This window comes from Pseudomonas sp. P4_B3, from assembly GCF_056402295.1.
On record NZ_JBFUHR010000014.1, the window covers coordinates 81,891 to 105,892 of the forward strand.

General features: G+C 62.0%; 23 protein-coding genes and 1 pseudogene. 16 read left to right on the plus strand and 8 right to left on the minus strand.

Annotated elements, in window-relative coordinates:
• Positions 1 to 83: 83 nt before the first annotated feature.
• The 6 genes and pseudogenes from AC1DWG_RS17545 to AC1DWG_RS17570 form a co-directional block, all read right to left on the minus strand.
• Positions 84 to 236: a hypothetical protein gene (locus AC1DWG_RS17545; protein ID WP_477764878.1), complete on the minus strand. Its 153-nt coding sequence runs from the start codon at positions 234 to 236 to the stop codon at positions 84 to 86.
• A 13-nt stretch (positions 237 to 249) separates the two neighbouring features.
• The gene (locus AC1DWG_RS17550) at positions 250 to 1,536 is read right to left on the minus strand and encodes an ABC transporter substrate-binding protein (RefSeq protein ID WP_477788091.1); all 1,287 of its coding nucleotides are present in this window, start codon (positions 1,534 to 1,536) and stop codon (positions 250 to 252) included.
• A gap of 9 nt (positions 1,537 to 1,545) precedes the next feature.
• Entirely contained in the window at positions 1,546 to 1,953 is a 408-nt protein-coding gene (locus AC1DWG_RS17555; RefSeq protein WP_477764880.1) for an SCO family protein, read from the minus strand.
• Positions 1,950 to 2,606 carry an SCO family protein gene (locus AC1DWG_RS17560; RefSeq protein WP_477764881.1) on the minus strand — a complete coding sequence of 219 codons (657 nt, stop codon included), beginning with the start codon at positions 2,604 to 2,606 and terminating at the stop codon, positions 1,950 to 1,952. Before AC1DWG_RS17560 ends, AC1DWG_RS17555 begins: the two co-directional genes overlap by 4 nt.
• A gap of 42 nt (positions 2,607 to 2,648) precedes the next feature.
• Positions 2,649 to 2,927: pseudogene (locus AC1DWG_RS17565) on the minus strand (hypothetical protein); the annotation flags it as partial.
• Between the two features lie 346 nt (positions 2,928 to 3,273).
• Complete coding sequence (locus AC1DWG_RS17570; RefSeq protein WP_477754196.1) at positions 3,274 to 3,882, minus strand: lytic transglycosylase domain-containing protein; 609 nt, start codon at positions 3,880 to 3,882, stop codon at positions 3,274 to 3,276.
• Positions 3,883 to 4,077: 195 nt separating this feature from the next.
• Between AC1DWG_RS17570 and gspG the strand changes: the two genes are divergently transcribed.
• The 3 genes from gspG to AC1DWG_RS17585 all read left to right on the plus strand — a co-directional run bounded on the left by gspG (position 4,078) and on the right by AC1DWG_RS17585 (position 6,397).
• Positions 4,078 to 4,512, plus strand: a complete 435-nt coding sequence (gene gspG, locus AC1DWG_RS17575; protein WP_477764882.1) for a type II secretion system major pseudopilin GspG — start codon at positions 4,078 to 4,080, stop codon at positions 4,510 to 4,512.
• Between the two features lie 14 nt (positions 4,513 to 4,526).
• The gene (locus tag AC1DWG_RS17580) at positions 4,527 to 5,714 is read left to right on the plus strand and encodes a type II secretion system F family protein (protein ID WP_477754194.1); all 1,188 of its coding nucleotides are present in this window, start codon (positions 4,527 to 4,529) and stop codon (positions 5,712 to 5,714) included.
• A 155-nt stretch (positions 5,715 to 5,869) separates the two neighbouring features.
• Positions 5,870 to 6,397 carry a hypothetical protein gene (locus AC1DWG_RS17585; RefSeq protein ID WP_477788092.1) on the plus strand — a complete coding sequence of 176 codons (528 nt, stop codon included), beginning with the start codon at positions 5,870 to 5,872 and terminating at the stop codon, positions 6,395 to 6,397.
• 308 nt (positions 6,398 to 6,705) lie between these two features.
• Here AC1DWG_RS17585 and AC1DWG_RS17590 read toward each other — a convergent pair whose 3' ends face one another.
• On the minus strand, positions 6,706 to 7,602 hold the full coding sequence (locus tag AC1DWG_RS17590) for a LysR family transcriptional regulator (protein WP_477764884.1): 897 nt from the start codon (positions 7,600 to 7,602) through the stop codon (positions 6,706 to 6,708).
• A 138-nt stretch (positions 7,603 to 7,740) separates the two neighbouring features.
• Here AC1DWG_RS17590 and AC1DWG_RS17595 point away from each other — a divergent pair, with 138 nt between their 5' ends.
• Both AC1DWG_RS17595 and AC1DWG_RS17600 read left to right on the plus strand, forming a co-directional pair.
• Entirely contained in the window at positions 7,741 to 8,760 is a 1,020-nt protein-coding gene (locus AC1DWG_RS17595) for an alpha/beta hydrolase (RefSeq protein ID WP_477764885.1), read from the plus strand.
• Between the two features lie 191 nt (positions 8,761 to 8,951).
• On the plus strand, positions 8,952 to 10,379 hold the full coding sequence (locus AC1DWG_RS17600; RefSeq protein WP_477764886.1) for a mechanosensitive ion channel domain-containing protein: 1,428 nt from the start codon (positions 8,952 to 8,954) through the stop codon (positions 10,377 to 10,379).
• Here AC1DWG_RS17600 and AC1DWG_RS17605 read toward each other — a convergent pair whose 3' ends face one another.
• On the minus strand, positions 10,380 to 11,279 hold the full coding sequence (locus AC1DWG_RS17605) for an AraC family transcriptional regulator (RefSeq protein WP_477764887.1): 900 nt from the start codon (positions 11,277 to 11,279) through the stop codon (positions 10,380 to 10,382).
• 97 nt (positions 11,280 to 11,376) lie between these two features.
• On the opposite strand from AC1DWG_RS17605, the gene AC1DWG_RS17610 reads away from it, so the two are divergent.
• The 11 genes from AC1DWG_RS17610 (at position 11,377) to AC1DWG_RS17660 (ending at position 24,002) form a co-directional block, all read left to right on the plus strand.
• Positions 11,377 to 12,315 (plus strand): LysR family transcriptional regulator, encoded by a 939-nt coding sequence (locus tag AC1DWG_RS17610; RefSeq protein ID WP_477754188.1) that lies wholly within the window; start codon positions 11,377 to 11,379, stop codon positions 12,313 to 12,315.
• A gap of 160 nt (positions 12,316 to 12,475) precedes the next feature.
• A complete protein-coding gene (locus AC1DWG_RS17615) occupies positions 12,476 to 13,516 on the plus strand; it encodes an AraC family transcriptional regulator (RefSeq protein ID WP_477764889.1) in 1,041 nt (346 codons plus the stop codon).
• Between the two features lie 396 nt (positions 13,517 to 13,912).
• Positions 13,913 to 15,265 (plus strand): UDP-glucose dehydrogenase family protein, encoded by a 1,353-nt coding sequence (locus tag AC1DWG_RS17620; protein ID WP_477764890.1) that lies wholly within the window; start codon positions 13,913 to 13,915, stop codon positions 15,263 to 15,265.
• A gap of 131 nt (positions 15,266 to 15,396) precedes the next feature.
• Positions 15,397 to 16,143: a sugar transferase gene (locus AC1DWG_RS17625; protein WP_477764891.1), complete on the plus strand. Its 747-nt coding sequence runs from the start codon at positions 15,397 to 15,399 to the stop codon at positions 16,141 to 16,143.
• Entirely contained in the window at positions 16,144 to 16,791 is a 648-nt protein-coding gene (locus AC1DWG_RS17630) for a CpsD/CapB family tyrosine-protein kinase (RefSeq protein ID WP_477764892.1), read from the plus strand.
• Positions 16,792 to 16,813: 22 nt separating this feature from the next.
• Positions 16,814 to 17,845, plus strand: coding sequence for a polysaccharide biosynthesis/export family protein (locus AC1DWG_RS17635; protein WP_477764893.1), 1,032 nt, complete (start codon positions 16,814 to 16,816; stop codon positions 17,843 to 17,845).
• 15 nt (positions 17,846 to 17,860) lie between these two features.
• Positions 17,861 to 19,453, plus strand: a complete 1,593-nt coding sequence (locus AC1DWG_RS17640; RefSeq protein ID WP_477788093.1) for a GumC family protein — start codon at positions 17,861 to 17,863, stop codon at positions 19,451 to 19,453.
• A complete protein-coding gene (locus tag AC1DWG_RS17645; protein ID WP_477764895.1) occupies positions 19,450 to 20,544 on the plus strand; it encodes a glycosyltransferase family 4 protein in 1,095 nt (364 codons plus the stop codon). Before AC1DWG_RS17640 ends, AC1DWG_RS17645 begins: the two co-directional genes overlap by 4 nt.
• Positions 20,541 to 21,908: an O-antigen ligase family protein gene (locus AC1DWG_RS17650; protein ID WP_477788094.1), complete on the plus strand. Its 1,368-nt coding sequence runs from the start codon at positions 20,541 to 20,543 to the stop codon at positions 21,906 to 21,908. Before AC1DWG_RS17645 ends, AC1DWG_RS17650 begins: the two co-directional genes overlap by 4 nt.
• On the plus strand, positions 21,905 to 22,873 hold the full coding sequence (locus AC1DWG_RS17655) for a glycosyltransferase (RefSeq protein ID WP_477788095.1): 969 nt from the start codon (positions 21,905 to 21,907) through the stop codon (positions 22,871 to 22,873). The genes AC1DWG_RS17650 and AC1DWG_RS17655 overlap by 4 nt, the downstream gene beginning before the upstream one ends.
• Positions 22,866 to 24,002 carry a glycosyltransferase gene (locus tag AC1DWG_RS17660; protein ID WP_477788096.1) on the plus strand — a complete coding sequence of 379 codons (1,137 nt, stop codon included), beginning with the start codon at positions 22,866 to 22,868 and terminating at the stop codon, positions 24,000 to 24,002. The genes AC1DWG_RS17655 and AC1DWG_RS17660 overlap by 8 nt, the downstream gene beginning before the upstream one ends.

Genomic DNA, 24,002 nt, shown 5'->3' on the forward strand with positions numbered 1-24,002 from the left:
GTACAGCCATTCCATCCCCCAAAAACGGGGAAAGCGACCGGATTGGCATTGACGTTTTTTCCCCCACTATTGGGGACCCTCCCCTATTCATCGTCAATCCGCTCGATTCGATTGCGCGGGCTCAATTGCGCCGACGCCCTCATTGCGGTTAAGCGTAGCCGCGCGGCTACGACAGTGGAAGCGTCTGCACCGGGCACCCATAGCGGCAGCAGGACCAGCAAAGTGTTGGGTTTCATGATCGGCCTCCGGTCAGGGCGTGGCAGCAGCGGGTTTATAGGGGGCGACCAGATAGAAACGCTGGTTCGGCAGATCCACCGTTACGATATGGGCACCGCTCAAGCCCAGGCGCCGGCCAGGACCAAAGCTCATCAGTGGTGTCAGCCCGGTATCGAAGTCATGCAGGCCTTCCAGCGCACTGATCAGCTTCTCGCGACTGGCATCCCGCCCGGCCTGCTTCATGCCTTCGCTGAGCAGCATCATCGAACTGAACGCGCCCACTTGCAGCACCGCGTGTTGGTCACCGAGGCCCTGGTGTTCGCGCAACTGGGTCAAGGCCTGGCGCCCGGCCAGGGTCCAGTCGCTGGGCACGAACGGATAGGCCAGGAACACCCGCCGGGAAAATCCGCTGGGCACCTGCATCAGATTGCCCGCCACCTGGTTCGAGGTGGCGAACAGGTAAGGCACCTGCCCCGCCGTTTGCAAGCGCTCGGCCAGTCGACTGAAGCCGCTGCTGCTGCCCAGGTAAAACACCGAGCGCGAGCCCAAGGGCAAATCATCCCTGGTCGGGTCGTAGGCTTGCAGACGCACCTTTTGCCAGGCGTGGCCCTGCAAGTACTGGTTGAGTTCCTGCGCCGCCAGCTGTTGGCCGGATTCGTCCGGATAGGCGATCAGCGTCGGCCCCTGCAGCACCCGCAGGCTGGCACCGGCGTAATCGGCCAGGGCGATCAATTGCTCGCGAAGCCCCGGCAGCGGTTCGAATATCTGCCGGCTGGTGTGGTGGGGCGTGCCCTGCAAGGACAGCGGCCCGATCAGGGGAATGCCGGCCTCTTCCAGACGCACGGCGAGGTCCATGTCCAATGCCGGCGCCAGCGGTGCAATCAGGGCAAACACCTGCTCTTCTTCGATCAACCGGTCCAGCGCCTTTTCGGCACTGGCGCGGTCGGCGCCGGGGTCGAGGATGGTCAGGCGCAACTGCCGGCCATGAATTCCGCCCGCCTCGTTGATACGCGCCACGCAGCCGTTGAGCACCGACGCCACCGTGGCGCCCTCTTCGCTCAATGGTCCGGTGGCCGGCAACAACGTGCCCAGGTACAGACTGTCGGGGGTCAGGCCCGAATCGCGGTCTTCGGCCAGGCGCTTGGCCGGCAGCACCATGTTCGATGCACCGACCCGGGCCATGACCGGTTCGCCGCTGGCAGACAGACCTTCGCCGTACAAGCGCTTGCCGGCACTTTCGCTGAGGCTCAGCGGCAGCGCCTGGACGCTGAGCGTGATGCCGCTCAGGAGTAGCAGGCCAAGGACGAGGGCAGTATTCATGGCCGTGGCTCAGCTATCGGCCACAGGCATTGTCAGCACCTGCAAGCGCTGGGCAATGGCGGCTGCCGGAGCATCGGGACGGATTTTGCTCCAGAGCTTGTTCGCCACGTCACCGATGATCGACTGGGTGGAGTGTTGCTCGGGGGTCGGCACGATCTGGCCGATGCGACCCAAGACAAGGTCCATTTGCGCCTTGTCGCCGGTAAGAAAAAACCAGTGGGGGTCATCGACGCCCTGTTTCAAGGTGTAAGCCTCGAGTACCGCCGGGGTGTCCCGCAGCGGATCACTGGTAAGGGAGATAAAGGTGATGCCGTCGGCCACCGTCGGCGCGGCCTGTTCATGCCCTTCGTGGGCAAATGCCATTGAACTGAAAATGCCGTAACAGACGCCCGGAGCGAACCAGTCGATGACTCTCATGGCTGATGCTCCATGGCGATGGCGGTGTGCTTGGCGTGGGCGTTGCGTTCACCCCTGAGCTTCTCGACGGCCCGGGCCAGCTCCGTCGGGTCGGTGAAACCGTAGTAGCGGGTCCAGAAACGGTTGTTGCCGTCCCCCACCAGAATCAGCGGCGAGTGGTTCTCGACGTCACCGCTGTAAGCGCCCAGGCCCATGAGGGTGGCAGTGACCGACTGCGGCGAGCCGGTCAGCCAGCTCCAGCCCGGCCCCTGCTGGAAGGTGCGGGCGTAGTCGTTCAGGCGTTGGGGATCATCACGCTGCGGGTCGATGCTGATCGACACCAGCTGTACCTCGGTGCCGACCCGCGCGCCCAACTGTTTCTGCACCTTGCCCATGATCGAGGACACCACCGGGCAGACCGTAGTGCAGCTGGTGTAGATGAAGCCCATGACCACGATCTTGTTGCTCACCAGGTCTTTTTCCAGGCTGACGACCTTGCCGTTCTGGTCCAGCAGGGTCACGTCGGCAAACTTGATCCGGGCGGTCTCCGGGCTGGCCTCTCTGGCCGCCATGTCGTGCCCGGTGGGCTCGTCCGCCGAGTGAGCCAGCGCCTGGCCGATACCGAAGGCCAACAGACCGAACGTCAGCAGGCCGCGATGCGCGAATCGGTTCATGTCAGCTTCCTCTCAGTGGGTATCGCCGGGAATGGCCCGAACACCCGGCGCGACGCCAGACAAGGGTTGACCGGAGGTTTTGTCCGTCACTCGAAATTGCACGTCGGCAATGCCGCCCTCACGCAGTACGCCGTCCTTGGCCAGGGGCTTTACATCGAGGGCCACCGCAATCCCGTCACGTTCCAGCGTCCGGTCGCTCCAGGTATCGGGCAAGGTGACTTCGTCGAGCGCAGTCGGGGGCGCGGTCCGCCATACCCCGAACCCGATCAAGGCCATCCCGAGAATCACCGCGCTGCCAGCGATTGTGGTGGTCCTGTCCATATCAAAACTCCCCTTCAGAATCTGCGTGCCCCGTGCAGCTTCGCTCCCACGGGGGGGGCTAGCTGGCAATCGCGATGTCGAGCATCGATGTCACCAACAACAGCCAAATAATCAGGGACGGAGCGTGAGATATGCCGATCATGAACTCGGGCCTCATTGCGGGTTATCAGTGAACACCTCTCGACAAGTTGTCCACAGCAATCCGCATGCCATAAAAAATCACCTTATTAATCAGCTGGATATATTCACGAATGGATAAACGGGGGGATATTCCCCACCCGACCCCCCATTTTCTCGCCGGGGCCGCCATTCCCCACTATTGGGGAAACCACCCCCTGGGTCTCGATCACAGCGGCGCATCCGCGGACAACCCCTGTAAACGCCGATACTGGTTCAGCACGTTGGGCACATAACGCTGGGTTTCGGCGAACGGCGGGACCACGTTGCCCCGGCTGAGCACCGCTTGCGGGCCGGCGTTGTAGGCGGCCACGGCGAGGCGGATATCGTTGTCGAACATCGTCATCAGGCGCTTGAGATAGCGGGCGCCACCCTGGATGTTGGCCTTGGGGTCGTAGGCGTTGGTCACACCCATTTCGCGGGCGATGGCGGGCATCAACTGCATCAGTCCGCGAGCGCCCTTGGGTGAGGTAGCGCGGGCGTTGTAGCTGGATTCGGTCTTGATCACTGCGTGCAGCAGCGCCGCCGGTAGTTCATTGGCCGTGGCCGCCGCCGACACCAGCTCGGCGTAGGGTTGCGCGGCGATCATCTGCGGTTGCTGGTCGAGGCTGACGACCGTCGCTTCGGGCTCATGGATCACCCGTTCATAGTGGCGTCCGGGGCGGTGGACATTGGACAGGACATAGTTGCCCTTGGCGTCCAGGGAAACGAACACATCGGCCTGTGCGGCGCCAGCGAGCGCGAGTAATCCGAGCAATCCTGCTGTGATGGCTTTCATTGGCATGCCTCCCCTGCCCGGCCCCGAAAAATGGGGGTATTGCCCCAGTGGCCGGTAGTAAAACAGCCATACGCAAACACTGTGCCGTAAGTGAAAAGGCCCGTAGCACAGGGGGTGCAGAAGGATGTCCAGTCATGAGCATGGCAATTGCATGCGCCTGTATAGCGACTCTGCTGTCAACTGAGGGAGGTCATCATGAATCAGCGACCGTGTTATGCCCGGCGCCCGCAAAGCGGGTTCACCCTGCTCGAACTGTTGGTGGTGCTGGTGGTACTGGGGCTGTTGGCCGGCATCGTGGCGCCGAAGTACTTCGCCCAACTGGGCCGTTCCGAAGTGAAAGTGGCCAAGGCGCAAATAGAAGGCTTGAGCAAAGCCCTGGACCTTTACCGCCTGGAGGTCGGCCACTACCCGTCGACCGAACAGGGTTTGCAGGCGCTGGTCACTGCCCCTGCCGACGAACCGCGCTGGACCGGCCCGTACCTGCAGAAAAAACTCCCGCAAGACCCCTGGGGCCACAACTACAACTATCGCTATCCCGGTGAAAACAGCGAGTACGACCTGTTGTCCCTAGGCAAGGACGGGCAACCCGGCGGCGAAGGCGAGAACGCCGAAGTCACCAACTGGAACTGACGGAAAAAGCGACCATGCGCTTTCATCTCAAAGCCGTCGGCAAGGCCGGTGTCGTCTCAATGACCGTCGAGGCGCCGGGACACAGCGAAGCCAGGCGCATCGCCGAAGACCAGGGCCTGCGAGTCGTCAGCCTGCACGCCGAGCGACATTGGCGAGCCTTGCGCCTGCACAAGCGCGAGACCTTCCACCTGGTATTGTTCAGCCAGGAACTGACCACATTGCTCAACGCCGGCCTGCCGTTGATCGATGCGCTGGAAAGCCTGGCGGAAAAGGAAAACGCGCCACAAGCCCGCAAAACCCTGAGCGAGCTGGTGCGCTTGCTGTACGAGGGCAAATCGTTTTCCCAGGCCTTGGGGCAGCTATCGGCGGTTTTCCCGCCTTTGTATGTGGCGCTGGTGCAGTCCAGTGAGAAGACCGGCGCCGTGGGCGATGCCCTGGGCCGGTATGTCAGCTATCGCCAGCGCATGGACGAGGTTCGCCAGAAGATCGTCAGCGCATCGATCTACCCCATGTTGTTGCTGGTGGTGGGAGGTGGCGTGGTGTTGTTTTTGATGGGCTACGTCGTACCGCGCTTCAGCCTGGTATTCGAAGGGCTGGGGTCGAACCTGCCGTGGATGTCGCAGGTCCTGATGAGCAGCGGCATGTTCCTGCACACCCACCAGGGCGAATTCTTCGGTGGTTTGCTGGCCATCATCGTCGCCCTCACCCTGCTCCAGCGCCAACCGGCCTTTCGTCGGGGGCTGGACCGCCTGATCGAAAAACTCCCCGCGGTGCACCAGCGCATCTTCATGTATGAGCTGGCGCGTTTCTACCGTTCGCTAGGCATACTGCTGCAAGGCGGCATTCCCCTGGTCACCGCCATGGGCATGGTCCGTGGCTTGCTCAGCGTCGCCTCCCGCGCGCGCCTGGACCAGGCCTGCGACCGGGTACGCGAGGGGCAATCGCTTTCTACCGCGCTGGAACTCAATCACCTGGTGACTCCGGTATCCCTGCGCCTGCTGCGCGCCGGCGAACAGTCGGGCAACCTCGGGCAGATGATGGAGCGCAGCGCCGACTTCTACGACGAAGAAATCAGCCGCTGGATCGAATGGTTCGTACGGCTGTTCGAACCTCTGCTCATGACCTTCATCGGTCTGTTGATCGGGGTGATCGTGATCCTGATGTACATCCCGATTTTCGAATTGGCCTCGAGCATTCACTGACCTCATGGAGCAGGGCCGCGCTGCCCGTTGCATCTTTTCAACCTTCCATTGAATAAATCAGTCCGTCGAGGTGTTTAACAAGTTCCCATGGGAAAAATGCAGCACGTTGCAATGTTCATCAACGTTCCAATCTGAACAATAAGACGGAGAACGACATGCTCATCAATAAGCTTTTACTGGCAGTAGCTATTGGCGCGGTTCTGTCGGCGTCTACCGTATTGATTCCGGACAGCCTGTCCGGGGTATCCAGTGCTCAGGCCAAGGATGGGGGTAGTGGTGGTGGTGGTGGCGGCGGCGGCGGTAGTGGCGGCGGCGGCGGCGGAAGTGGCGGCGGTGGCAGTCACGGTGGAAGCGGCAGTGGTGGCAACAGCGGCAGCGGCCATAGCGGCGACCATGGCAGCAACAGCGGTCATGGCAGTGCCAACAGCGGTTCGAGCCACTCCGGAACGGCCTCGTCCTCAGGACGCAGCGGCACCCATGATGAACCTGGGGATGACCGTGGCGTCCATGCCAATGGCGAGCCCGGCGATGACCGTGGCGTCCATGCCAATGGTGAGCCCGGCGATGACCGTGGCGTCCATGCCAATGGTGAGCCCGGCGATGACCGTGGCGTCCATGCCAATGGTGAGCCCGGCGATGATCGTGGTGCCCATACCGAGCCCGGCGATGACAAAAGGACCTGATTCCCCCTGAAATCCATACAACACAAATATCCTGTGGGAGTGAGCTTGCTCCGGGCGGCGTTCCGACGATAGCGGAGTGTCAGGCAACAGAAATGTTGAATGATCGAATGTCATCGCGAGCGGGCTCGCTCCTACAGGGAATGTGTGGACACAAAAAATGACGGTGTGTACCCGTTTTTGTAGGAGCTGGCTTGTCGGGTCGCCGCATCGCAGCGAAGGCGGCCTTGGGACGTGCAGCGCCATCAAAAACGCCTTCGCCGGCAAGCCGGCTCCTACAGTGGTCAATGTGAATCAGACAATCAGCCGCTCTACAACCTGCCCTCAACCCGATCCAGCCGCTCGCGCAAGAACTCGACCAGCGCCTGCACCGGCCGCGAACTCTGCCGGTGTTGCGGATAGACCGCAGACAACGTCAGCGGCTGCGGCCTGAAATCCTCCAGCACTTCCACCAGCCTTCCATCCTTCAGCGCCGAACCGACAATGAACGTCGGCAAATAGGTGATCCCCAGCCCGGCGATCGCTGCGTCCTTGAGCAGTTCACCGTTGTTGACCCGCATCCGCCCGCTGACATTGACGCTCAATGGCTTGCCCTGCCCCGCAAAACGCCATTGCACCTGACGACCATGGCCGTACGGCAGGCAGTCGTGTCCGTGCAAATCTTCAGGCTTGAGCGGCGTGCCGCGTTCGACCAGGTACGCGGGGCTTGCGCAGTACACCCGTTCAATGGAGGCAATGCGTCGGGCGATCAGCGTCGAGTCTTCCAGTGTGCCAATGCGCAATGCCAGGTCGTAACCTTCACCGAGCAAATCCACAGGGCGATCACTCAAATCCATCTCCACCGTCACTTCGCGATAGCGCTGCAAAAACTCCGGCAACAGGCACCCCAGATGCGCCAGTGCGAACGACAGCGGCGCACTCGCACGAATGGTCCCCCGTGGCTCGGTGGTCTGGCCGGCGATGCCCTGCTCCACTTGTTCGACTTCGCTGAGCAGGCGCAAGGCTGACTCGTAATAGCTTTGCCCCAGCGGCGTGACGTCCAGCCGCCGGGTCGAGCGATTGAGCAAGCGCACGCCCAGGCGCTCTTCGAGTTGCATCAAGCGGCGGCTGACAAACTGCTTGGACAGGCCCAGTTGATCGGCGGCAGCCGTGAAACTGCCGGAGTCCATCACCTGGCAAAAAATACGCATATCTTCGAAGGGGTTCATTGTCACTTCCCGGTTGACAGTCAAACACTTTATAGCCGCTTTTTCCCTTCCAGGCACCCTATTAATCTGTGTTCACGGTGTTGAATTCACCCTTGCATTACCTAACCGCGTACACCCACGATCAAAAAGGAATTGACCATGAACCTCGTCCAGAAAACCCTGACTGCGTCCCTGCTCGCCCTTGCCGTCGGCAACGCGTTTGCTGCGGGCAGCCCGGGTGTCGAACACAACACCCAGGCCTTCCTCGCAGCCCTCGCCGCCGGTGGTGGCAAACCGCTTGAACAACTGAGCCCGAAAGACGCCCGTGCGGTGCTGACCGGTGCCCAGGCGTCGGTGAAGGTTGACCTGTCCGGTGTCGAAATCAGCGACAAAGCGATCAAGGTCGACGGGCAGACACTCCACCTCAAAGTGGTGCGCCCGGCCAAGGTCAAAGGTGAATTGCCGGTGTTCATGTTCTTCCACGGTGGCGGTTGGGTACTGGGGGATTTCCCGACTCACCAGCGCCTGATTCGTGACCTGGTGGTGGGTTCCGGCGCGGTCGCGGTGTACGTCGACTACACACCGTCGCCGCAAGCGCATTACCCGACCGCGATCAACCAGGCCTACGCCGCGACGCGCTGGGTGGCCGAGCATGGCAAACAGATCGGCGTCGATGGTCAGCGCCTGGCAGTGGCCGGCAACAGCGTCGGCGGCAACATGGCGGCGGTCGTGGCCTTGATGGCCAAGGAGCAAAAAGCCCCGGCCCTGCGTTTTCAACTGCTGATGTGGCCGGTGACCAACGCACAGTTCGATACCGCGTCGTACCAGCAATTTGCCGAAGGCCATTTCCTCACCCAAAACATGATGAAGTGGTTCTGGGACAACTACACCACCGACGCTGGCGAACGTGCGCAGATTCATGCCTCACCGCTCAACGCCAGTACCGAACAGCTCAAAGGCCTGCCGGCCGCACTGGTGCAGACCGCCGAATTCGACGTACTGCGTGACGAAGGCGAAGGTTATGCCCGCCACCTCGATGCGGCCGGTGTGCCGGTGACCTCAGTCCGCTACAACGGCATGATCCACGACTTCGGCCTGCTCAATCCGCTGAGCCAGATTCCCGAAGTGAAAGCAGCGGTGCGTCAGGCTGCGCTGGAGCTCAAGGTTCACTTGAACTGAGACATTGCCCTTTGCCACACACTTGCGGTGTGGTGAGGGGCTTTTCTGTAGGAGCGAGCCTGCTCCGGGCGGCGTTCCGACGATGCGCAATATCAGTCGACATCTTCATTGAATGTTGAACCGCAATCGCGAGCAGGCTCCCACAACAGCACTCTTCATCTGCGCTACCTCATTTCCAGCGGAGCATCCCAATGTCTTTTGTCTACGCTCATTTGCTCTCCCTGAGCACCCTGCTGCTGGCCATCGACGCCCTGCTCTGGCACCTCGCGCCATTCAAGCATCGCGTCAGCCGGGTCGGTGTGCGCCTGGCGCTGTTTCTGCTGTTCAGCGCAGTGATCATCAACGCCGGCGTCAGCCCGTTGCAGGCGCCATTGTTTGCCGATGATCACGTGGCGCAGCTCGGGGCTACGGCGCTGGGAATTCTGTGGTGGCTGTACGCCGCGCGGGTGCTCACGGAAGTCATCGGTCTGGTGTTGATGCGACGCATCGGCCACAGCGGCCGGCTGTTGCAGGATGTCATCGGCGCACTGGTGTTCCTGGTTGCCGTCGTCGCCGCCGCCGGCTACGTGCTGGAGCTGCCAGTGAAAGGTTTGCTGGCGACCTCTGGCGTCGTCGCCATCGTGGTGGGTCTGGCATTGCAGAGCACCTTGAGCGATGTGTTCTCCGGTATCGTGCTCAACACCACCAAGCCGTATCAGGTCGATGACTGGGTTTCCATCGACGGTGTCGAAGGCAAGGTGCTGGACATCGACTGGCGCGCCACCCACCTGCTGACCAGTGCCGGCAGCACCGCTGTGGTGCCGAACTCGGTGGCGGCCAAGGCGAAGATCGTCAACCTCAGCCGCCCGACCAACCTGCACGGCGTGTCGATCAGCATTCAGGTGCCCAACCACATCCGTCCGCGTCGGGTACTCGATGCCCTGGACCGCACCCTTCAGGGCAGCAGCAGTCTGCTGCTCAACCCACCGCCGAAAGCCGTGCTCAAGGAGGCCGGCGAAACCATGTCCGAATACGTGGCCAGCGGCTTCATCGCCGAACTGGGCAAAAAGGGCGAAGTGCGCAATCAACTGTTCGACCTGGCCCATCGGCACCTCGAAGCAGCAGGCATTTCCCGGCAGCCCGATGGCGTGATCGAGCCGTCGACCCGCGCACGGGCCTTGCTCGATGAAGTGAAAATCTTCCGTTCCCTGAGCGCTGAGGAACGTGATCGTCTGGCCCAAAACATGGTGGCACAGCAATATGCGGCTGGTGAGGTGGTGCTGGATCTGGAGGAAGTGCCGGACAGTTTGTTCGTCATCGCCACCGGCGTGGTCAGCGCCACTGTCCCCGATGGCAGCACGCGGATCGAAGCCGGACGCATGGGGCCAAGTGAAGTCATGGGCGAACAAAGCATTCTTGCCGACACGCCGTCCCAGGCACGGTTCACCGCTCTGACCTCAAGCATCATCTACCGCCTCGACAAATCCCTGACCCGCAGTTGCATGGAGCAACGCCGCGAAGTCGACCGGGCGTTGAACAAGCTGCAAGCGGTGCGGCAGCAGAACAGCCGGATGGCATTGATGGCCAAACCGGTGGCGGTCAAGAAAGGTGGTTTTTTGAGCTGGTTGCAAAATCGTTGATCAAGGAGCGAGCTTGGTCCGGGCGGCGTTCCGACGAAGGCGACCTACCGGCCGACCCGATACATCACAGAGGCGAAACTGCTTGGGCGTAATCCCGAACTGCTTACGAAACGCCCGAATGAAATTACTCGGCTGCCGATACCCCAACCGCTCGGCAATCCGCTCAATCGGCTGATCACCTGCCGTCAACCAGTGCCGCGCCAACTCCAGACTGTCACTGCGGGTATGTTGCGCAGCAGCAGTCTGCCAGTGCCGCAACATGCTCTGATGCAAAAACCCATTGGCCCCCAGCAACGGCTCATCGAGACTGGCCGCTGGCAGGCTCAAACACGGATGTGACCCCTCCAGCACCTCGATACCAGCGCTACGCAACCACTGCCCGGCAGCCTGTTGCGGCGTCAGGCGAACGGCCACAAACACCTGCGCCGGCGCTCGTCCCAGGCGTCGGGCGATGTTGCGCACCAACGTCAGGGTCGCCGCATCGAGGCCGAAAAAATGCGGCTGTTGACCGGCACCGCGCAAGTGCAGGCGGGCCTGCCCGTCACCCTCCTCCAGTTCCGCCACTACGTAGTTGGTCACCCGTGGCAGGAAATCGGTGAAGCATGCCAGGCTCGCACGCAGGGTCGCTGCGGAGTCCAGCAGAATGTTCAGACCTCGCAGTGCGGTGGTCGCCATGCCGTTGACCAGTTCGCAGCCAAACGATGCGCCCGCGCCCGCACGCTCGCATTCATTCCACAGGCGTTCGACCAGGTGCGCAGGCACATGCAGGTCCTGACCTTCGAGCAACGACAGGCAGATGCCGGCCCGTTGCAGCAGTTGGTCCTGGCACAGGCCGGACTGCCGGGCATGGCTGAGAATGGTGCGGGTGAAGGCGCTGGAAATGAACGGTTGGCTGGTCATGGCAGGTTACGGCGAAAGGACAGGCGTGTACTTATGCCAGCCTCTGTGCTATCGATCCAATGCATTAAAAGTATCCACTGAATGCAGGAGACGCATGATGGACCTACGACAGCTCCGCCACCTTGTCGCCCTGGCCGATTACCGCAACTTCGGGCGTGCCGCCGAGGCGATCAATCTCAGCCAACCGGCCTTCAGTCGCAGCATCCAGACCCTGGAGCGCGACCTCGACTGCGCGCTGGTGGAACGCAGCAGCCGCGAATTCCGCCTGACCGGTCAAGGCGAACTGGTGCTGCAACATGCCCGGCGCCTGCTCGCTGGCAGCCAGGCCCTGCACAACGAACTGACGCAATACAACGGCCTGACCGGTGGCGAGCTGCGCTTCGGCTGCGGCCCATATCCGGCCCAGGTGCTGGTGCCCGAAGCGCTGGCGGAGTTCATTCAGGCTCATCCGGCGATCCGCATCAGTTTCCACCAGGGCGACTGGGAACAACTGGCGGTCTGGCTTCGTGAACAGCAGATCGAATTCCTCGTAGCCGACGCGCGGTACTTCACCGGCGACCCGCAATACCAGGTACAGCTGTTGCGCCCCCGGCGCGGGTGGTTCTTTTGCCGTGTCGGTCATCCCCTGGCGCAGCAGCAGAATCTGTCCCTGCGCGCCCTGCTTGACTACGCGGTGGTCGGCACGCGAATACCGCCGACGATCCGCAAGATCCTCGCCGACGTGCAGGGCGAGGCGGACTTCAATCCGAGCGTGGAATGCGCGCAGTTCGACGCCATCCGCCGCGTGGTGATGCGCTCCGACGCTGTGGGCATCGCCACCGTGGAGGCCTTGGCCGAACTGGTCGACCAGGGTCTGGTCCGCCTGCTGGAGTTTGCCGATGTACCCAAGGAGGATCCCGGCCTGCAATTGCACTACGGCATCGTCAGCCGCGCCGGCCACTCCCTGACACCGGCCGCGCTGGCGATGGTCGATGCGGTGTTGACGGTCGACCGGCGCTTGCTGGCGTCGAACCAGGCCCCTCAAGAAGTTGCATAAATCCCGGCGGCACGAGTGACCCTGCGCTGCTGGTAAATCGCATCGAAGGCGAGCAACACGTTCAAATCGAGCTGGCGTAAATCAAGCATGGTCTTGCTCCGGCAAATCGCTTAACGTCGGCCAGCCTGACCAGTGTTCAGGAACAAGCTGTGAGCCCTACATGACAAAAAGCGATCAGCCGCTGCACGACCAATCAATACCCAACGCGTTCTACGCGCCGACCCTGTTGCCGGCCATCGAAGAGTTGCTGGCCCGCGGTGTGGACCGGGAACGCATCGAAGGCCTGTTGCGACGCAGCCTGTTCGAGTTGCGCACGCCATTCATGCGCATTCCGCTGTTCATGTCGCGGCGCTTCTGGGCGTTTGCCCTGGAACAGACCGGCGACCCGCTGATTGGCCTGGCGGCCGGTCGGCGATTCGTTTCCACCGCCACCAACGGCCTGACGTACCTGTTCGACGTGGCCGACTCACTGGACAGCGCCTGCCAGTATTTCGTGCGTTTCTTTCCGTTTTTCAACGGGCACTTCCAGGCCCGGATCGTGCGCGGCGACGACAGCGTCGAATTGCACCTGCTCGACCGCGGCAGCGTGAAAACCAGCGCGTCAACCGCCGATTACATCCTCATCAGCCTGTGCAGCATGTTGCGGCGCAAATTCCTCGCCAGCGGCCTGGAGCGTGATCCGGTTCTGGGCGTCGGGCTGGCCGGTGCCTGCACGGCCAACCCGCAGGAACATGAACAAGCTTTTCGCGCACCGGTGCAATGGGGGCAGGCGCAGCACTCGATCCGCCTCGATCCACAGCTGTTCGTGATCCCGTTGACGCCGGGCAATCATGAACTGGAACACACGCTGGTCGAGCTGCTGGAGCAGACCCGACGCAACAGCGAACCGACCTTGCTGGAGCAAGTCTGCGACCATTTGATCGTCGACCTCGCCGAGGCCAGCTGGCAGCAATTCTGTACCACCCAGCATTTGCTCGAGCGCACCGCCGCCCGACGCTTGAAGGCGTTGGGCTGGAGTTTTTCAGAGTTGCTCGACGAATACCGCCGCTACCGCGCCGAAGACTTTCTGCAGGGGACCGACCTGGAACTGGTGGAGATTTCCGACCGTCTGGGCTACAGCGATGTGCAAAGCTTCAACCGTGCATGCCTGCGCTGGCTGGGGTGCGCGCCGGGTGCCTGGCGAAGCCGGCAAGGTCAATGAAAAACCACGCAATTTGCTATGACTCGACAGGCACTTGAGCAATAGATTGTTGGACATTTTTTTAACGCCGGCATTACGCCTGCCGTGCGTGATAACTGCCGGACTCTGTTAAAAATTGTCATCAAGCCCGCGACTCAAACCTGACACACTTAGCAGCTACAACCCTTGTATTTCAAGGCTTACGACCGCCTGTCGCTTTCTCGAGATTTTCACCAAACAGCCAAAATCGGCGGAAAACCCAACAGTGGTGCGACTTTGATGGCAATCGCCCCCACATTTGGGGGTGTCTTGCCCCTTTTACATACCGGTTTGCTGACACGGTTTGCCGAGGCTGGTCTATACCCCTTTTGACCGTCTTGTTTTGCAACTCTCCACCGTCTTACGAGGCACGCTAATATGGACGTGAGCGTATTTGGTACGGGCTATGTTGGCCTGATACAAGCAGCGGCACTGGCCGATGTCGGACACCGCGTTCTGTGTGTCGACATCGATCCGAACAAGATCCGGCAACTGCAACAGGCCGTGCCACCGATCAGTGAGCCGGGGCTGTCCGGCACTCTTGAAGAAAACATCAAGGCCGGTCGTCTGTTCTTCACCACCCAGGCCAGCGATGCGGTGGAGCACGCCGAGCTGATTTTCATCGCCGTCGGTACACCCGCCGACGAAGACGGTTCAGCCGACCTCAGCCATGTGCTGAACGTGGCCCGGCAGATCGCCAGTTTCATGGAGACCGACCGCACCCTGATCATCAAGTCCACGGTGCCGGTCGGCACGGCGGATCAGGTCAGCGCCACTGCCGTCGAAGAGTTGCAGCGTCGCGGCAAAGGTTCGCTGAAGGTACGGGTGGTGTCCAACCCGGAGTTCCTCAAGGAAGGCAGTGCCCTGGCCGATTGCATGCGCCCGGACCGAATCATCGTCGGCACCGCAGACGATGAAGCCCGCAGCCAGATGACCGAGCTCTACGCGCCGTTCTGCCGCAACCACGACAAATTGATGTTCATGGACAACCGTAGCGCCGAGCTGACCAAGTACGCGGCGAACGCGATGCTGGCCACGCGCATCAGCTTCATGAACGAACTGGCCAACCTCACCGAGTTGCTGGGGGCTGATATCGAAGCCGTGCGCAAAGGCATCGGCTCGGACCCGCGCATCGGTTACCACTTCATCTACCCCGGTTGCGGCTTCGGCGGTTCATGCTTCCCCAAGGACCTGCGCGCCCTGCTGCACACCGCCGAACACGCCGGAATGCCTCTGAAGTTGCTGCGTAGCGTGACCGACGTCAACGACCACCAGCGGCATATTCTGTTCAGCAAACTCAAGGCGCAATTTCCCGGCGGACTGGCCGGCAAATCCATCGCCGTGTGGGGCCTGGCGTTCAAACCCAACACCGATGACATGCGCGAAGCACCCAGCCGCTACCTGATGGAAGCACTCTGGGCCGAAGGCGCGAGTGTGCAGGCCTACGACCCGGAAGCCATGTCCGAATGCCGGCGCCTTTACGGCTACCGCGACGACCTGCACCTGTGCGCCACCCGCGATGACACGCTCGAAGACGCCGATGCCCTGGTGATCTGCACCGAGTGGAAGAACTTCCGCGTGGTCGACTTCGACATGCTGGCAAGCAAACTGCGTAAACGGGTGATCGTGGACGGACGCAATCTCTACAGCCCGGAACAGGTGGCAGCCGCCGGCCTGCATTACAGCGGCATTGGCTTGCGCCGCATCGTGCCCGAGGCCGTCCATCCATGAAGATTCTCGTCACCGCAGCAGCCGGTTTTATGGGTGCCCGATGAGGGACCGGGGCGCTTCGTTGCCTGGTCCCGCACTTACGACTGACTGCGTCGCCCATGCCGCACACGGCTTAACTCTGCGGAGAATCTATGTCTGAACACGAAAAAAGTGTGCCACTCAGCAATATGCGTAGGGACAAGCGCCTGGACCCCGAGCAACGCAAGCGCATGGATGCCGCCATCCACATGCAGGGTTGTGGCTGGATAACCGGTCGCGAAGGTGGCCGGCCGTGGACCCTGTCGCGCACCAACCGCGTCCTGGCCGGCTTCGGCGCACTGCTGGTCCTGGTGCTGATTTCCCCGGTGCTGCTGGGGTTGGCGCTGGCCATCAAACTGACCAGCCCGGGGCCGGTGATGTTCGTGCAGAAACGCACCGGCTACCGCGGCCGCCTGTTCGGCATGTACAAATTCCGCACCATGGTCGTCAACGCCGAGGAGCTCAAGGAGTCCCTGCGGCACCTGAACAAGCACGGCGCCGACGCCATCGACTTCAAGATCGACAAGGACCCGCGCATCACCGGTATCGGCAGTTTTCTGCGACGCACCAGTCTCGACGAGCTGCCGAACCTGCTCAACGTGGTGACCGGCGACATGCGCCTGGTAGGCCCCAGGCCGACTTCGTTCAACGCCTACCGCTACGAGGACAAGCACCTCGCGCGCCTGAGCATCTACCCCGGCATGACCGGCCTGTGGCAAATCTCCGGGCGCAGCAATATCGACTTCGACCAGCGCGTTGAATTGGACCTCACCTACATCGCCCAGCAGAGCCTGCTGCTTGATTTGAAGATTCTGCTGAAAACCCCTTTCAAAGTGTTCAGCGGTCACGGAGCAAGTTAAATGGACGGTTCAACGGCTAAAAGCCTCAGCATTGCCAGCCCGAGCGAGTCCAACCTGACATCGACCGTACTCGACCAGAACCTGCGGACCCTGTTCCTGACCGCCGCCAACCCCGGCGCTGGCACCACCACCAGCGCCCTGGCGCTGGCCAGTCAACTGGCGAAGATGAGCAGCGGCCTGGTGCTGCTGGTGGATGCCAGCCAGTCGGCGACCAACCTCACGCAACAGTTGGGGCTGAGCAAGGAACGGGGGTTTCGCGACTTGATGTTCAACACCCAGAGCCCGCCCTTGTTGCAGGACTGCGTGGTGGACGTCTCCAGCCTGCCCTTTCACGTTCTGCCATTCGGCCGATACTTCCGTGGCAACGAGCACCTGACACCCGAGCGCCTGAGCCCGCTGCTCGATCAACTCGGCATCCGCTACCGCTTCGTGGTGATCGACGGCGACGCGGTGTATTCGGCCTCCGACTCCCTGGTCATCAGCACCCAGGTGGACGGTGTGGTCCTGGTCGTGCCCGCGGAAGACACCCGCTGGGAAGTGGCCCAGGCCGCGGCCAAGCGCTTGAGCCAGGCGGGAGCGAAGCTGGTCGGCAGCGTGTTCAACCGACGCAAGTACTACATGCCCGAATGGCTGTACAAAAACCTGTGAGCAGTCAAACAAGGATGACGCCATGAACGCCAAGATGCTTGTCCTGTTGTTGCTGCCCCTTGCAGGTTGCTCCAGCACTTCCTCCGACGAATCACAAAGCATGCCGGTGCAAATCCTCACAGCCCCACCGGCCAACGCCCAGGCAACCGACGTGCCCAAGGTCGAGCAGACCCTGCGCCCACAGGATGTGCTGGACGTGATCTTCCACATCAGCACCAGTGGCTCGGCCGCCTATCGCGTGCAGTCCGGGGACACGATCGCGCTGAACTTCACCGCCGCCAGCCAGTTCAACGGCAACCAGTTGGTGCTGCCCGATGGCACCATCGAACTGCCGGGGGCCCACACCACGGTGAAAATCGAGGGCATGACCCGCGATGAAGCACGGGACGCGATTCAGCGCGCCTACGATCGCAAACAGCTGTTCCAGCCCAACCGCAATCAGCTGTCAGTGATGGTGGTGAACCCGCTGGCCAGTGAATGGAACCTCAAGTCCGTGCTCAACCACCCCGCCACCGGCATGAGCCGGGAAATCACCGTGGGCAGCGACGGCTACGCCAGCTTCCCGGAAATCGGTGCCGTGCCGCTGCAAGGCATGACCATCAACCAGCTGGAGGCCTACCTGAATAATCGCTATGCCACCCTGCCGGGGCGCATGACCGTGGACGTGCTGCTCAAGTCCACCGCCGGCAACGAAATCTATGTACTGGGTGAAGTCGGCCAGCCGGGCTCCTATCCGATCCGCCGCCCGGTGTCGGTGCTCGAAGCCCTGACCATGGCCCGCGGTTCCAACGCCAAGGCACGCCTGGACTCGGTGATGATCATGCGGCGCAACGGCAACCAGGTGGTCGCGCATCGTTACGACGTGGAAAAAGCCTTGTCCGGCGACGCCACCCAGATCGCCTACCTGCAAGCGGACGACATGCTGTACGTGCCGAAGACCAAGCTGGCCAGCACCGGTGAGCTCGTGCGGCAACTGGCGGACGTCGTGTTGTTCCAGGGCATGGGCCTCAGCTTCAGCTACCGCGTCGACAACAAAGACGACAGCAGCAACTAACTCTCAGGTACCCACATGAATCCAAAGGAAAACTACCTGCATGAGTTCTTCAGGATCTTCTTCGCCAACAAGCAGTTGGTGAAGCGAGTCTTCCTGATCTTTGCCGTGATCGCCGTGGTCTTGCCGCTGTTGCTCAAGCAGAGTTTCGATATCACCGCCCAGGTGATCGTGCAGTCCAAGAAAATCTCCCAGGGGGATGCCACCAGCACCCTCACTCAGGAAAACGCTTCCTTCATCCCGCCGTCGCTGGCCGACATGGAGACCGAGAGCAATATCCTGCGTTCGCCGGCCTTGATCCGCCAGACCATCGGCCAGTTGCGCGAAAAGGGTGAGTACACGCAGCCCGTGAGCGCCTTCAACAAACTGCTGGTGCAGCCGCTCAAACGGTTTGTGATCAATCCCGTTCGCGAACACGTGATCAACCCGGTTCGCAGCCTGCTCGGGCTGCAGACCGATCCGGTACGCGACACCCTGCTCGATGCCCTCACGCAACAAGCGTCCGCTGCCCTCAAGGTTGAAACCTTGCCGGGCTCCAACGTGATCTCGATCGTCTACCACTTCCCTGACCCGGCCCAGGGCACCCGATTCGTCACTGCCCTGCTGCAAAACTACCTGGTCACCCGCCAGGAAATGCAATCGATCGACCTGCCGCAGAGTTTCTACGAGACCAAGAAATTGCAGTACCAGGTGCGTCTCGATGGCCTGGAAGCCAATCGCCTGGCCTTGCTCGAAAGCATCGGTTCGTCCGACCCCAAGGAAGAAATCACGTTCCGTCTCAACGCGATCAACACCGAGGAACAGGCGCTCAACCTGTATCAGGACCGACTGCTGCAAAGCCAACGCTGGCTCGATTACCTGAAAACCAGCCTGGCGACCGCCAACAATGCCAGATTCAACGACTACACCTTCCCCTACACCTTCACCACCACCGTCGACAGCGTCGCTTTCGAAGACCGCGAGATCAAGCAACTGGGTGAGCGACTGACGACCCTGGTCAGCCACTACATGGACGACCTGGCGGTCTTGCAGCCCGGCAGTGATCCGATGCAAATGGCCCGCGAGCAAATCATCCAGGCCCGTGGGCAATTCCTGAAGATTGTCAGCAACCGGATTCAGGAGCGCACCAGCGACCTGGCGACGATCAGCTCGGTCATCGACCAGAAAACCGCGCGCATTACCGAGTTCAAGAATCGCATCCATCAGTTGCAGGAAACCCGGAGCAAGCTGCGGCAGATGGACACCGAGATCAACGCGCTGCACAAGGCGTTCGCCACCTATGCCCAGCGCTTCGCCGAAAGCAGCACCGCACGCGCGCTGGACAACGACCTGTCCAACGCACGGGTACTCAGCCCGCCGTTCGAACCGACCGAAGCGGCGTTCCCCAAGCCGATGCTGATCATTCCGTTCGGGCTGTTCACCGGTTTGCTGCTGGCGATTGCCCTGGTCTATGTACGTGAGTTCTTCGACCACCGCTTCAAGCACCCTGCGCAAATCACCCATGAACTGGGCTTGCCGGTGCTGCTGGTGATCAATGATCAAAGCACCCTGCCGAACAACCCGCACAAGAACTGGAGCGTACCGGCCCTCGTGCATTGGGTGCGCAATTGAACGCGCCGCTCGGCACCGCCCACGACCTGCCGATCATTCATTTGCTCAGCAGTGGCGGCTTCTATGGCGCCGAGCGGATGCTGCTGGATCATTGCCTGGCGACGCCGGGGCAGCACCAGGTGCTGTTTCTCGATGCGCCGCCAGAACTGATCGCGCGATTTCGCCAGGCCGGTGTCGATTGCCTCGGCTGTGCAGGCCTGGGCGCATTGCTGGGGCATTTGCGCCAGCGACGGGACCAGCGGCCACTGATCAATACGCACAACTTCAAGGGCCTGTTGTTCGGCTGGCTCGGCGCCACGCTGTTGCGCCTGCCACTGGTCATCACCCAGCACGGCTTCACCCCGCGCAGTCGCAAGCAGAAGTTCTACACCTGGCTGAGCCTGCAACTGTGCCGCACGGCCTCGGTGAACCGGGTGGTGTGTGTTGCCGAAAGCATTGCGGCGCTGCACCGCCAGGCCAATGTGCGCACGGACAAGTTGCAGGTGATCCCCAACGGCCTGCCGGCGGCCCACGACTTGCCGCCGCACAGTGGCGAGCGTCAACGCTGGCTGGCCGGCTACGTCGGGCGCCTGAGTAGCGAAAAAGGCCCTGACCTGTTTCTCGATGCGCTGATCCCGTTGTGTCAGCAGTACCCGCAACTGGACGCGGTGATGCTCGGCGACGGGCCGGAGCGCGAAAGCCTGCAGACGCGCATAGACGAAGCCGGATTGCAGGCGCGCATCACGCTGCCGGGCTACCAGACCGACATGCGCGCCTGGTGGCGGCAACTCGATGCGTTGGTGATCAGCTCGCGCACCGAAGGCACGCCCATGATTCTGCTCGAAGCGATGCAGGCCGGGGTGCCGGTGGTGGCCTTCGGCGTCGGCGGGATTCCCGATGTCTTGCAGGACCGCTACAACGGCCTGCTGGCCGCGCCCACCGACAGCACCGCCCTCGCCCGCCAGATCGGCGCGCTGCTGGGTGACCCGGCCCTGGCCGGCGAGTTGATTGACAACGCAAAACATACGCAACGGGATCGCTACGACCTCAAGGTCCTGGCCGAACGCTGGTCGCAGCTTTACATCCGGACTGCACGGGAGGCACGCGCGTGATTGTTCCGCTCTCGATCGTCAGTTTGCTCGGCCTGGTCTGCCTCGGATTGCTGGCCAGCCCTTATCCGTATCTGGCGCCGGGAGCGGTGCTGGGCCTGGTGGGTGTCGCGGTGCTGTACCGCAAGCCGACCTGGGGCCTGCTGGGCATTGTCGCCATCCTGCCTTTCGAGGGCCTGTTCAAGGACAGCGCGTTGTCGGGCTCCAAGTTCCTCGGGGCTTCGCTGGCGCTGATCCTGATGCTGCAACTGGCGATTCGTCAACGGTCGGCCGAGCGCCTGCGCAGCAGTATCTGGCGTTTCCTGGTCGGGTTCATGGTGCTGTACATGCTCAGCCTGTTGAACACCGACAACATGGACATGTCCCTGGGCCATCTGCGCGAATTGAGCGTCGGCCTGATTCTGTTTGTCATCACCCTGCTGGTCGGGCGTGAGTTGAACCTCGACATGTTCGCCAAACTGGTTGCCGTCAGTGTCGCGGTGACCTGCGCCATGGCGATGTTCTCGGCCAAATACCAGGACGAAGGCCGTGCGTCCGGCATGCTCAATGACCCGAATGAATTTGCCCTGATGATCGCCTTCGCCGTGCCCATGGCGCTGTTGCTGGTGATCCGCAGCCCGAACCGGCTGCACCGGTTGTTCTGGGGGGGCTGTGCCCTGGTGCTGCTGGCCGGCATGACCAAGACTGAATCCCGTTCGGGGCTAGTGGTGTTGCTCCTCAGCCTGTTGATCGGCACGTGGCACTACCGCGCGCAGTTGCCACATATTCGTCCACGCCACCTGGGCTTTGCCATGCTTGGCCTGACGATTGTGATTGCGCTGGGGCTGTATGCGATGCCGGCCAGTTACGTGGCGCGCATCCAGTCACTGAGCATCCTCAGCTCCGGGGCCAAGAGTCAGGACGCGTCCCTGGGCCGTCGCGCCTCCTACATTGTGGTCGGCAGCGCCATGATCGCCGAGAATCCCTTGCTGGGTACCGGCCCCGGCACGTTCCCGCTGCACTACGCCACCACCGGTTATGCCAAGACCTTTTCCGTCAGCGGCAAGACCGACGACCTGTACCGCCGCGCCCACAACACCTACCTGGAAATCTTCAGTGAACTGGGGATTCCCGCCGGCCTGATGTTCGTCGGCATGCTGGCCCTGGGGTTGTACAACCTGATTCGCGCCCGCCACACCTGGCTGTTGCGAGGAGACAGGCATCAGGCCGATCTGATGACCCACCTGGGCATGAGTTTTCTGTCGTTGACATTGTTCCTGATGTTCCTCAGCGCACCGAACCACAAGTACCTGTGGATCATGCTGGCGTTGACCGGCGTGCAGCGCACGAAAGCCAATGAGGCCCAGCTGAAAGAGGTCAGGGCATGAACCGCATCAGCATCATCATCCCGATGTACAACGAGGCCCGGCACATCGCCCGGACCCTGCAAGCGGCACGACATGCCGCCGAGGCGGCCAACGTCGAATGCGAGTTGATCGTGGTCGACAACGGCTCCGATGACCAGGGCCCGGACATTGCCCGGCAGTTCGGCGCCCAGGTTCTGGTCCTGCCCGGCCTGCTCATCGGCGCATTACGCAATCGCGGAGCGGCGATTGCCAGCGGTGAATGGCTGGCCTTTATCGATGCCGACGTCGAGATGCCCGAGAACTGGCTCAAGCCGTTGTTCGACCTCGAGTCCGGCGGCCAGGCCGATGTCATCGGCCTGGACCTGCACACCCCGGCCGAAGCGCCGTGGTACGCCGACGCCTGGCAGCGCCGCACCTTGCGCCCCGACACGCAGCCGCTGCATGTCGCGCAGTGGCTGCCCAGTCCCAACCTGCTGATGCGCCGTCGCTGGTTCGACAAGGTCGGTGGTTTCAATGAACAACTGCCAACCGGCGAGGACAAGGAACTGACCATGCGTCTGTCCGACGCCGGTGCCAAGCTGCTCTCGGTCAACCAAAGCGTGGCGCTGCATTGGGGTTACGAATGCAGTTGGCGGGAATGGATGGGCAAGGAATTGTGGCGCCAGGGCAGTCATCTGCAACTGCTGCGCACCCATGGCCCGAGCCTGCGCTTGCTGCGTTTTCCACTGCTGTCGATTGCCACCTGGGTCATCGATTTGCTGGCCATTTCCACCCTGTTCGACGGTTTCCCCCAGCATTCGGTGCTGATGTTGCTGCTGACCGTCCTGCCTGCCCTGGCACTGAGCCTGCGTCAGAGTGCCAGGCACCGCGACCCGCTCCTGACCCTGCAACTCTGGGGCCTGCACTGGGTGCGCCTGCACCTGGCGGGCGCCGCATTGATCCTCAGCCTTTGTCATTGGAATGCGAGGAGGCCCGCCCGTGGCTGAATTCACTTTCTGGTTGTGCCTGTTGCTACCGGTTTACGCCTACCTCGGTTATCCCCTGTTATTGACCTTGCTGGCACCGTTTTACCCGGCACCGCGCCATGGACCGGCACAACCGATGGACGTGACCATCGTGATTGCCGCGCACAACGAAGCGCGGCATATCGAAGAAAAACTGCGCACCGTGCTGGCCCAGGATTATCAGGCCCGCTCACTGCACATTATCCTGGCCAGTGACGGCTCGACCGACGACACCGTGGCCTGTGCACACAAGGTCAATGACGCGCGCATCACCGTGCTCGATCTGCCCCGCCAGGGCAAGGCGGCGACGCTCAATGCCGGGGTCGCGATCAGCAGCGGCGCGATCCTGGTGTTCACCGACGCCGACAACCAATGGTCCACCGACACCCTCGGCCATTTGCTCGCACCGCTCAACGACCCGCAGGTCGGGGGCTGCGCCGGGCACATGGTGATCCCGGTGACCGGCAAGGGCTTGAGCGTGGGTGACAGCCTGTATCGGCATTACGAAGGCTGGCTGCGCTACGTGGAAAATCGCACCGGCTGCATGGTCTCCGCCGACGGCGCATTGCTCGCCCTGCGCCGCGAGTTGTTCCAGAACGTGCCGGCGGAGGTCAACGACGACTTCTTTATCAGCACCTGCGCACCCGTCGCGTTCAAGCGGATTGTCTACGTGCCCCAGGCCCGGGTGATCGACCAGGGCGTGGACGAAGCCGACAAGCAATTTCGCCGTCGTCAGCGGGTCACGGTGGGTGGCTTGCAAAGCCTGGCCCAGCGCCGGGAGCTGATGAATCCGCTGACCCATGGCCTGTATGCGATTGCCTTGATCAGCCACAAGCTGATCCGGCGGCTGGCGCCGATCCTGTTGCTGCCGTTGCTGCTGAGCAATTTCTGGCTGTGGGAGGATCACGGCTTTTATCGCCTGAGCCTGATCGCACAACTGCTCGGTTACACGATGGCCATTGCCGGCCTGCTGGATTCGCAACACCGCTTGCCCAAACCCTTTCGCCTGGCCGCATTCCTTCTGGTGACCCTTGCCGGGATGAGCATCGGCCTGTGGCAGTTCCTGCGCGGTCAGCGTTACGCCCAATGGAACCCCGAGCAAAATCGATGA

Coding starts and splice junctions, on each gene's coding strand:
- AC1DWG_RS17545 (WP_477764878.1), bottom strand. CDS start 236: ATGAAACCCAACACTTTGCTGGTCCTGCTGCCGCTATGGGTGCCCGGT.
- AC1DWG_RS17550 (WP_477788091.1), bottom strand. CDS start 1,536: ATGAATACTGCCCTCGTCCTTGGCCTGCTACTCCTGAGCGGCATCACG.
- AC1DWG_RS17555 (WP_477764880.1), bottom strand. CDS start 1,953: ATGAGAGTCATCGACTGGTTCGCTCCGGGCGTCTGTTACGGCATTTTC.
- AC1DWG_RS17560 (WP_477764881.1), bottom strand. CDS start 2,606: ATGAACCGATTCGCGCATCGCGGCCTGCTGACGTTCGGTCTGTTGGCC.
- AC1DWG_RS17570 (WP_477754196.1), bottom strand. CDS start 3,882: ATGAAAGCCATCACAGCAGGATTGCTCGGATTACTCGCGCTCGCTGGC.
- gspG (WP_477764882.1), top strand. CDS start 4,078: ATGAATCAGCGACCGTGTTATGCCCGGCGCCCGCAAAGCGGGTTCACC.
- AC1DWG_RS17580 (WP_477754194.1), top strand. CDS start 4,527: ATGCGCTTTCATCTCAAAGCCGTCGGCAAGGCCGGTGTCGTCTCAATG.
- AC1DWG_RS17585 (WP_477788092.1), top strand. CDS start 5,870: ATGCTCATCAATAAGCTTTTACTGGCAGTAGCTATTGGCGCGGTTCTG.
- AC1DWG_RS17590 (WP_477764884.1), bottom strand. CDS start 7,602: ATGAACCCCTTCGAAGATATGCGTATTTTTTGCCAGGTGATGGACTCC.
- AC1DWG_RS17595 (WP_477764885.1), top strand. CDS start 7,741: ATGAACCTCGTCCAGAAAACCCTGACTGCGTCCCTGCTCGCCCTTGCC.
- AC1DWG_RS17600 (WP_477764886.1), top strand. CDS start 8,952: ATGTCTTTTGTCTACGCTCATTTGCTCTCCCTGAGCACCCTGCTGCTG.
- AC1DWG_RS17605 (WP_477764887.1), bottom strand. CDS start 11,279: ATGACCAGCCAACCGTTCATTTCCAGCGCCTTCACCCGCACCATTCTC.
- AC1DWG_RS17610 (WP_477754188.1), top strand. CDS start 11,377: ATGGACCTACGACAGCTCCGCCACCTTGTCGCCCTGGCCGATTACCGC.
- AC1DWG_RS17615 (WP_477764889.1), top strand. CDS start 12,476: ATGACAAAAAGCGATCAGCCGCTGCACGACCAATCAATACCCAACGCG.
- AC1DWG_RS17620 (WP_477764890.1), top strand. CDS start 13,913: ATGGACGTGAGCGTATTTGGTACGGGCTATGTTGGCCTGATACAAGCA.
- AC1DWG_RS17625 (WP_477764891.1), top strand. CDS start 15,397: ATGTCTGAACACGAAAAAAGTGTGCCACTCAGCAATATGCGTAGGGAC.
- AC1DWG_RS17630 (WP_477764892.1), top strand. CDS start 16,144: ATGGACGGTTCAACGGCTAAAAGCCTCAGCATTGCCAGCCCGAGCGAG.
- AC1DWG_RS17635 (WP_477764893.1), top strand. CDS start 16,814: ATGAACGCCAAGATGCTTGTCCTGTTGTTGCTGCCCCTTGCAGGTTGC.
- AC1DWG_RS17640 (WP_477788093.1), top strand. CDS start 17,861: ATGAATCCAAAGGAAAACTACCTGCATGAGTTCTTCAGGATCTTCTTC.
- AC1DWG_RS17655 (WP_477788095.1), top strand. CDS start 21,905: ATGAACCGCATCAGCATCATCATCCCGATGTACAACGAGGCCCGGCAC.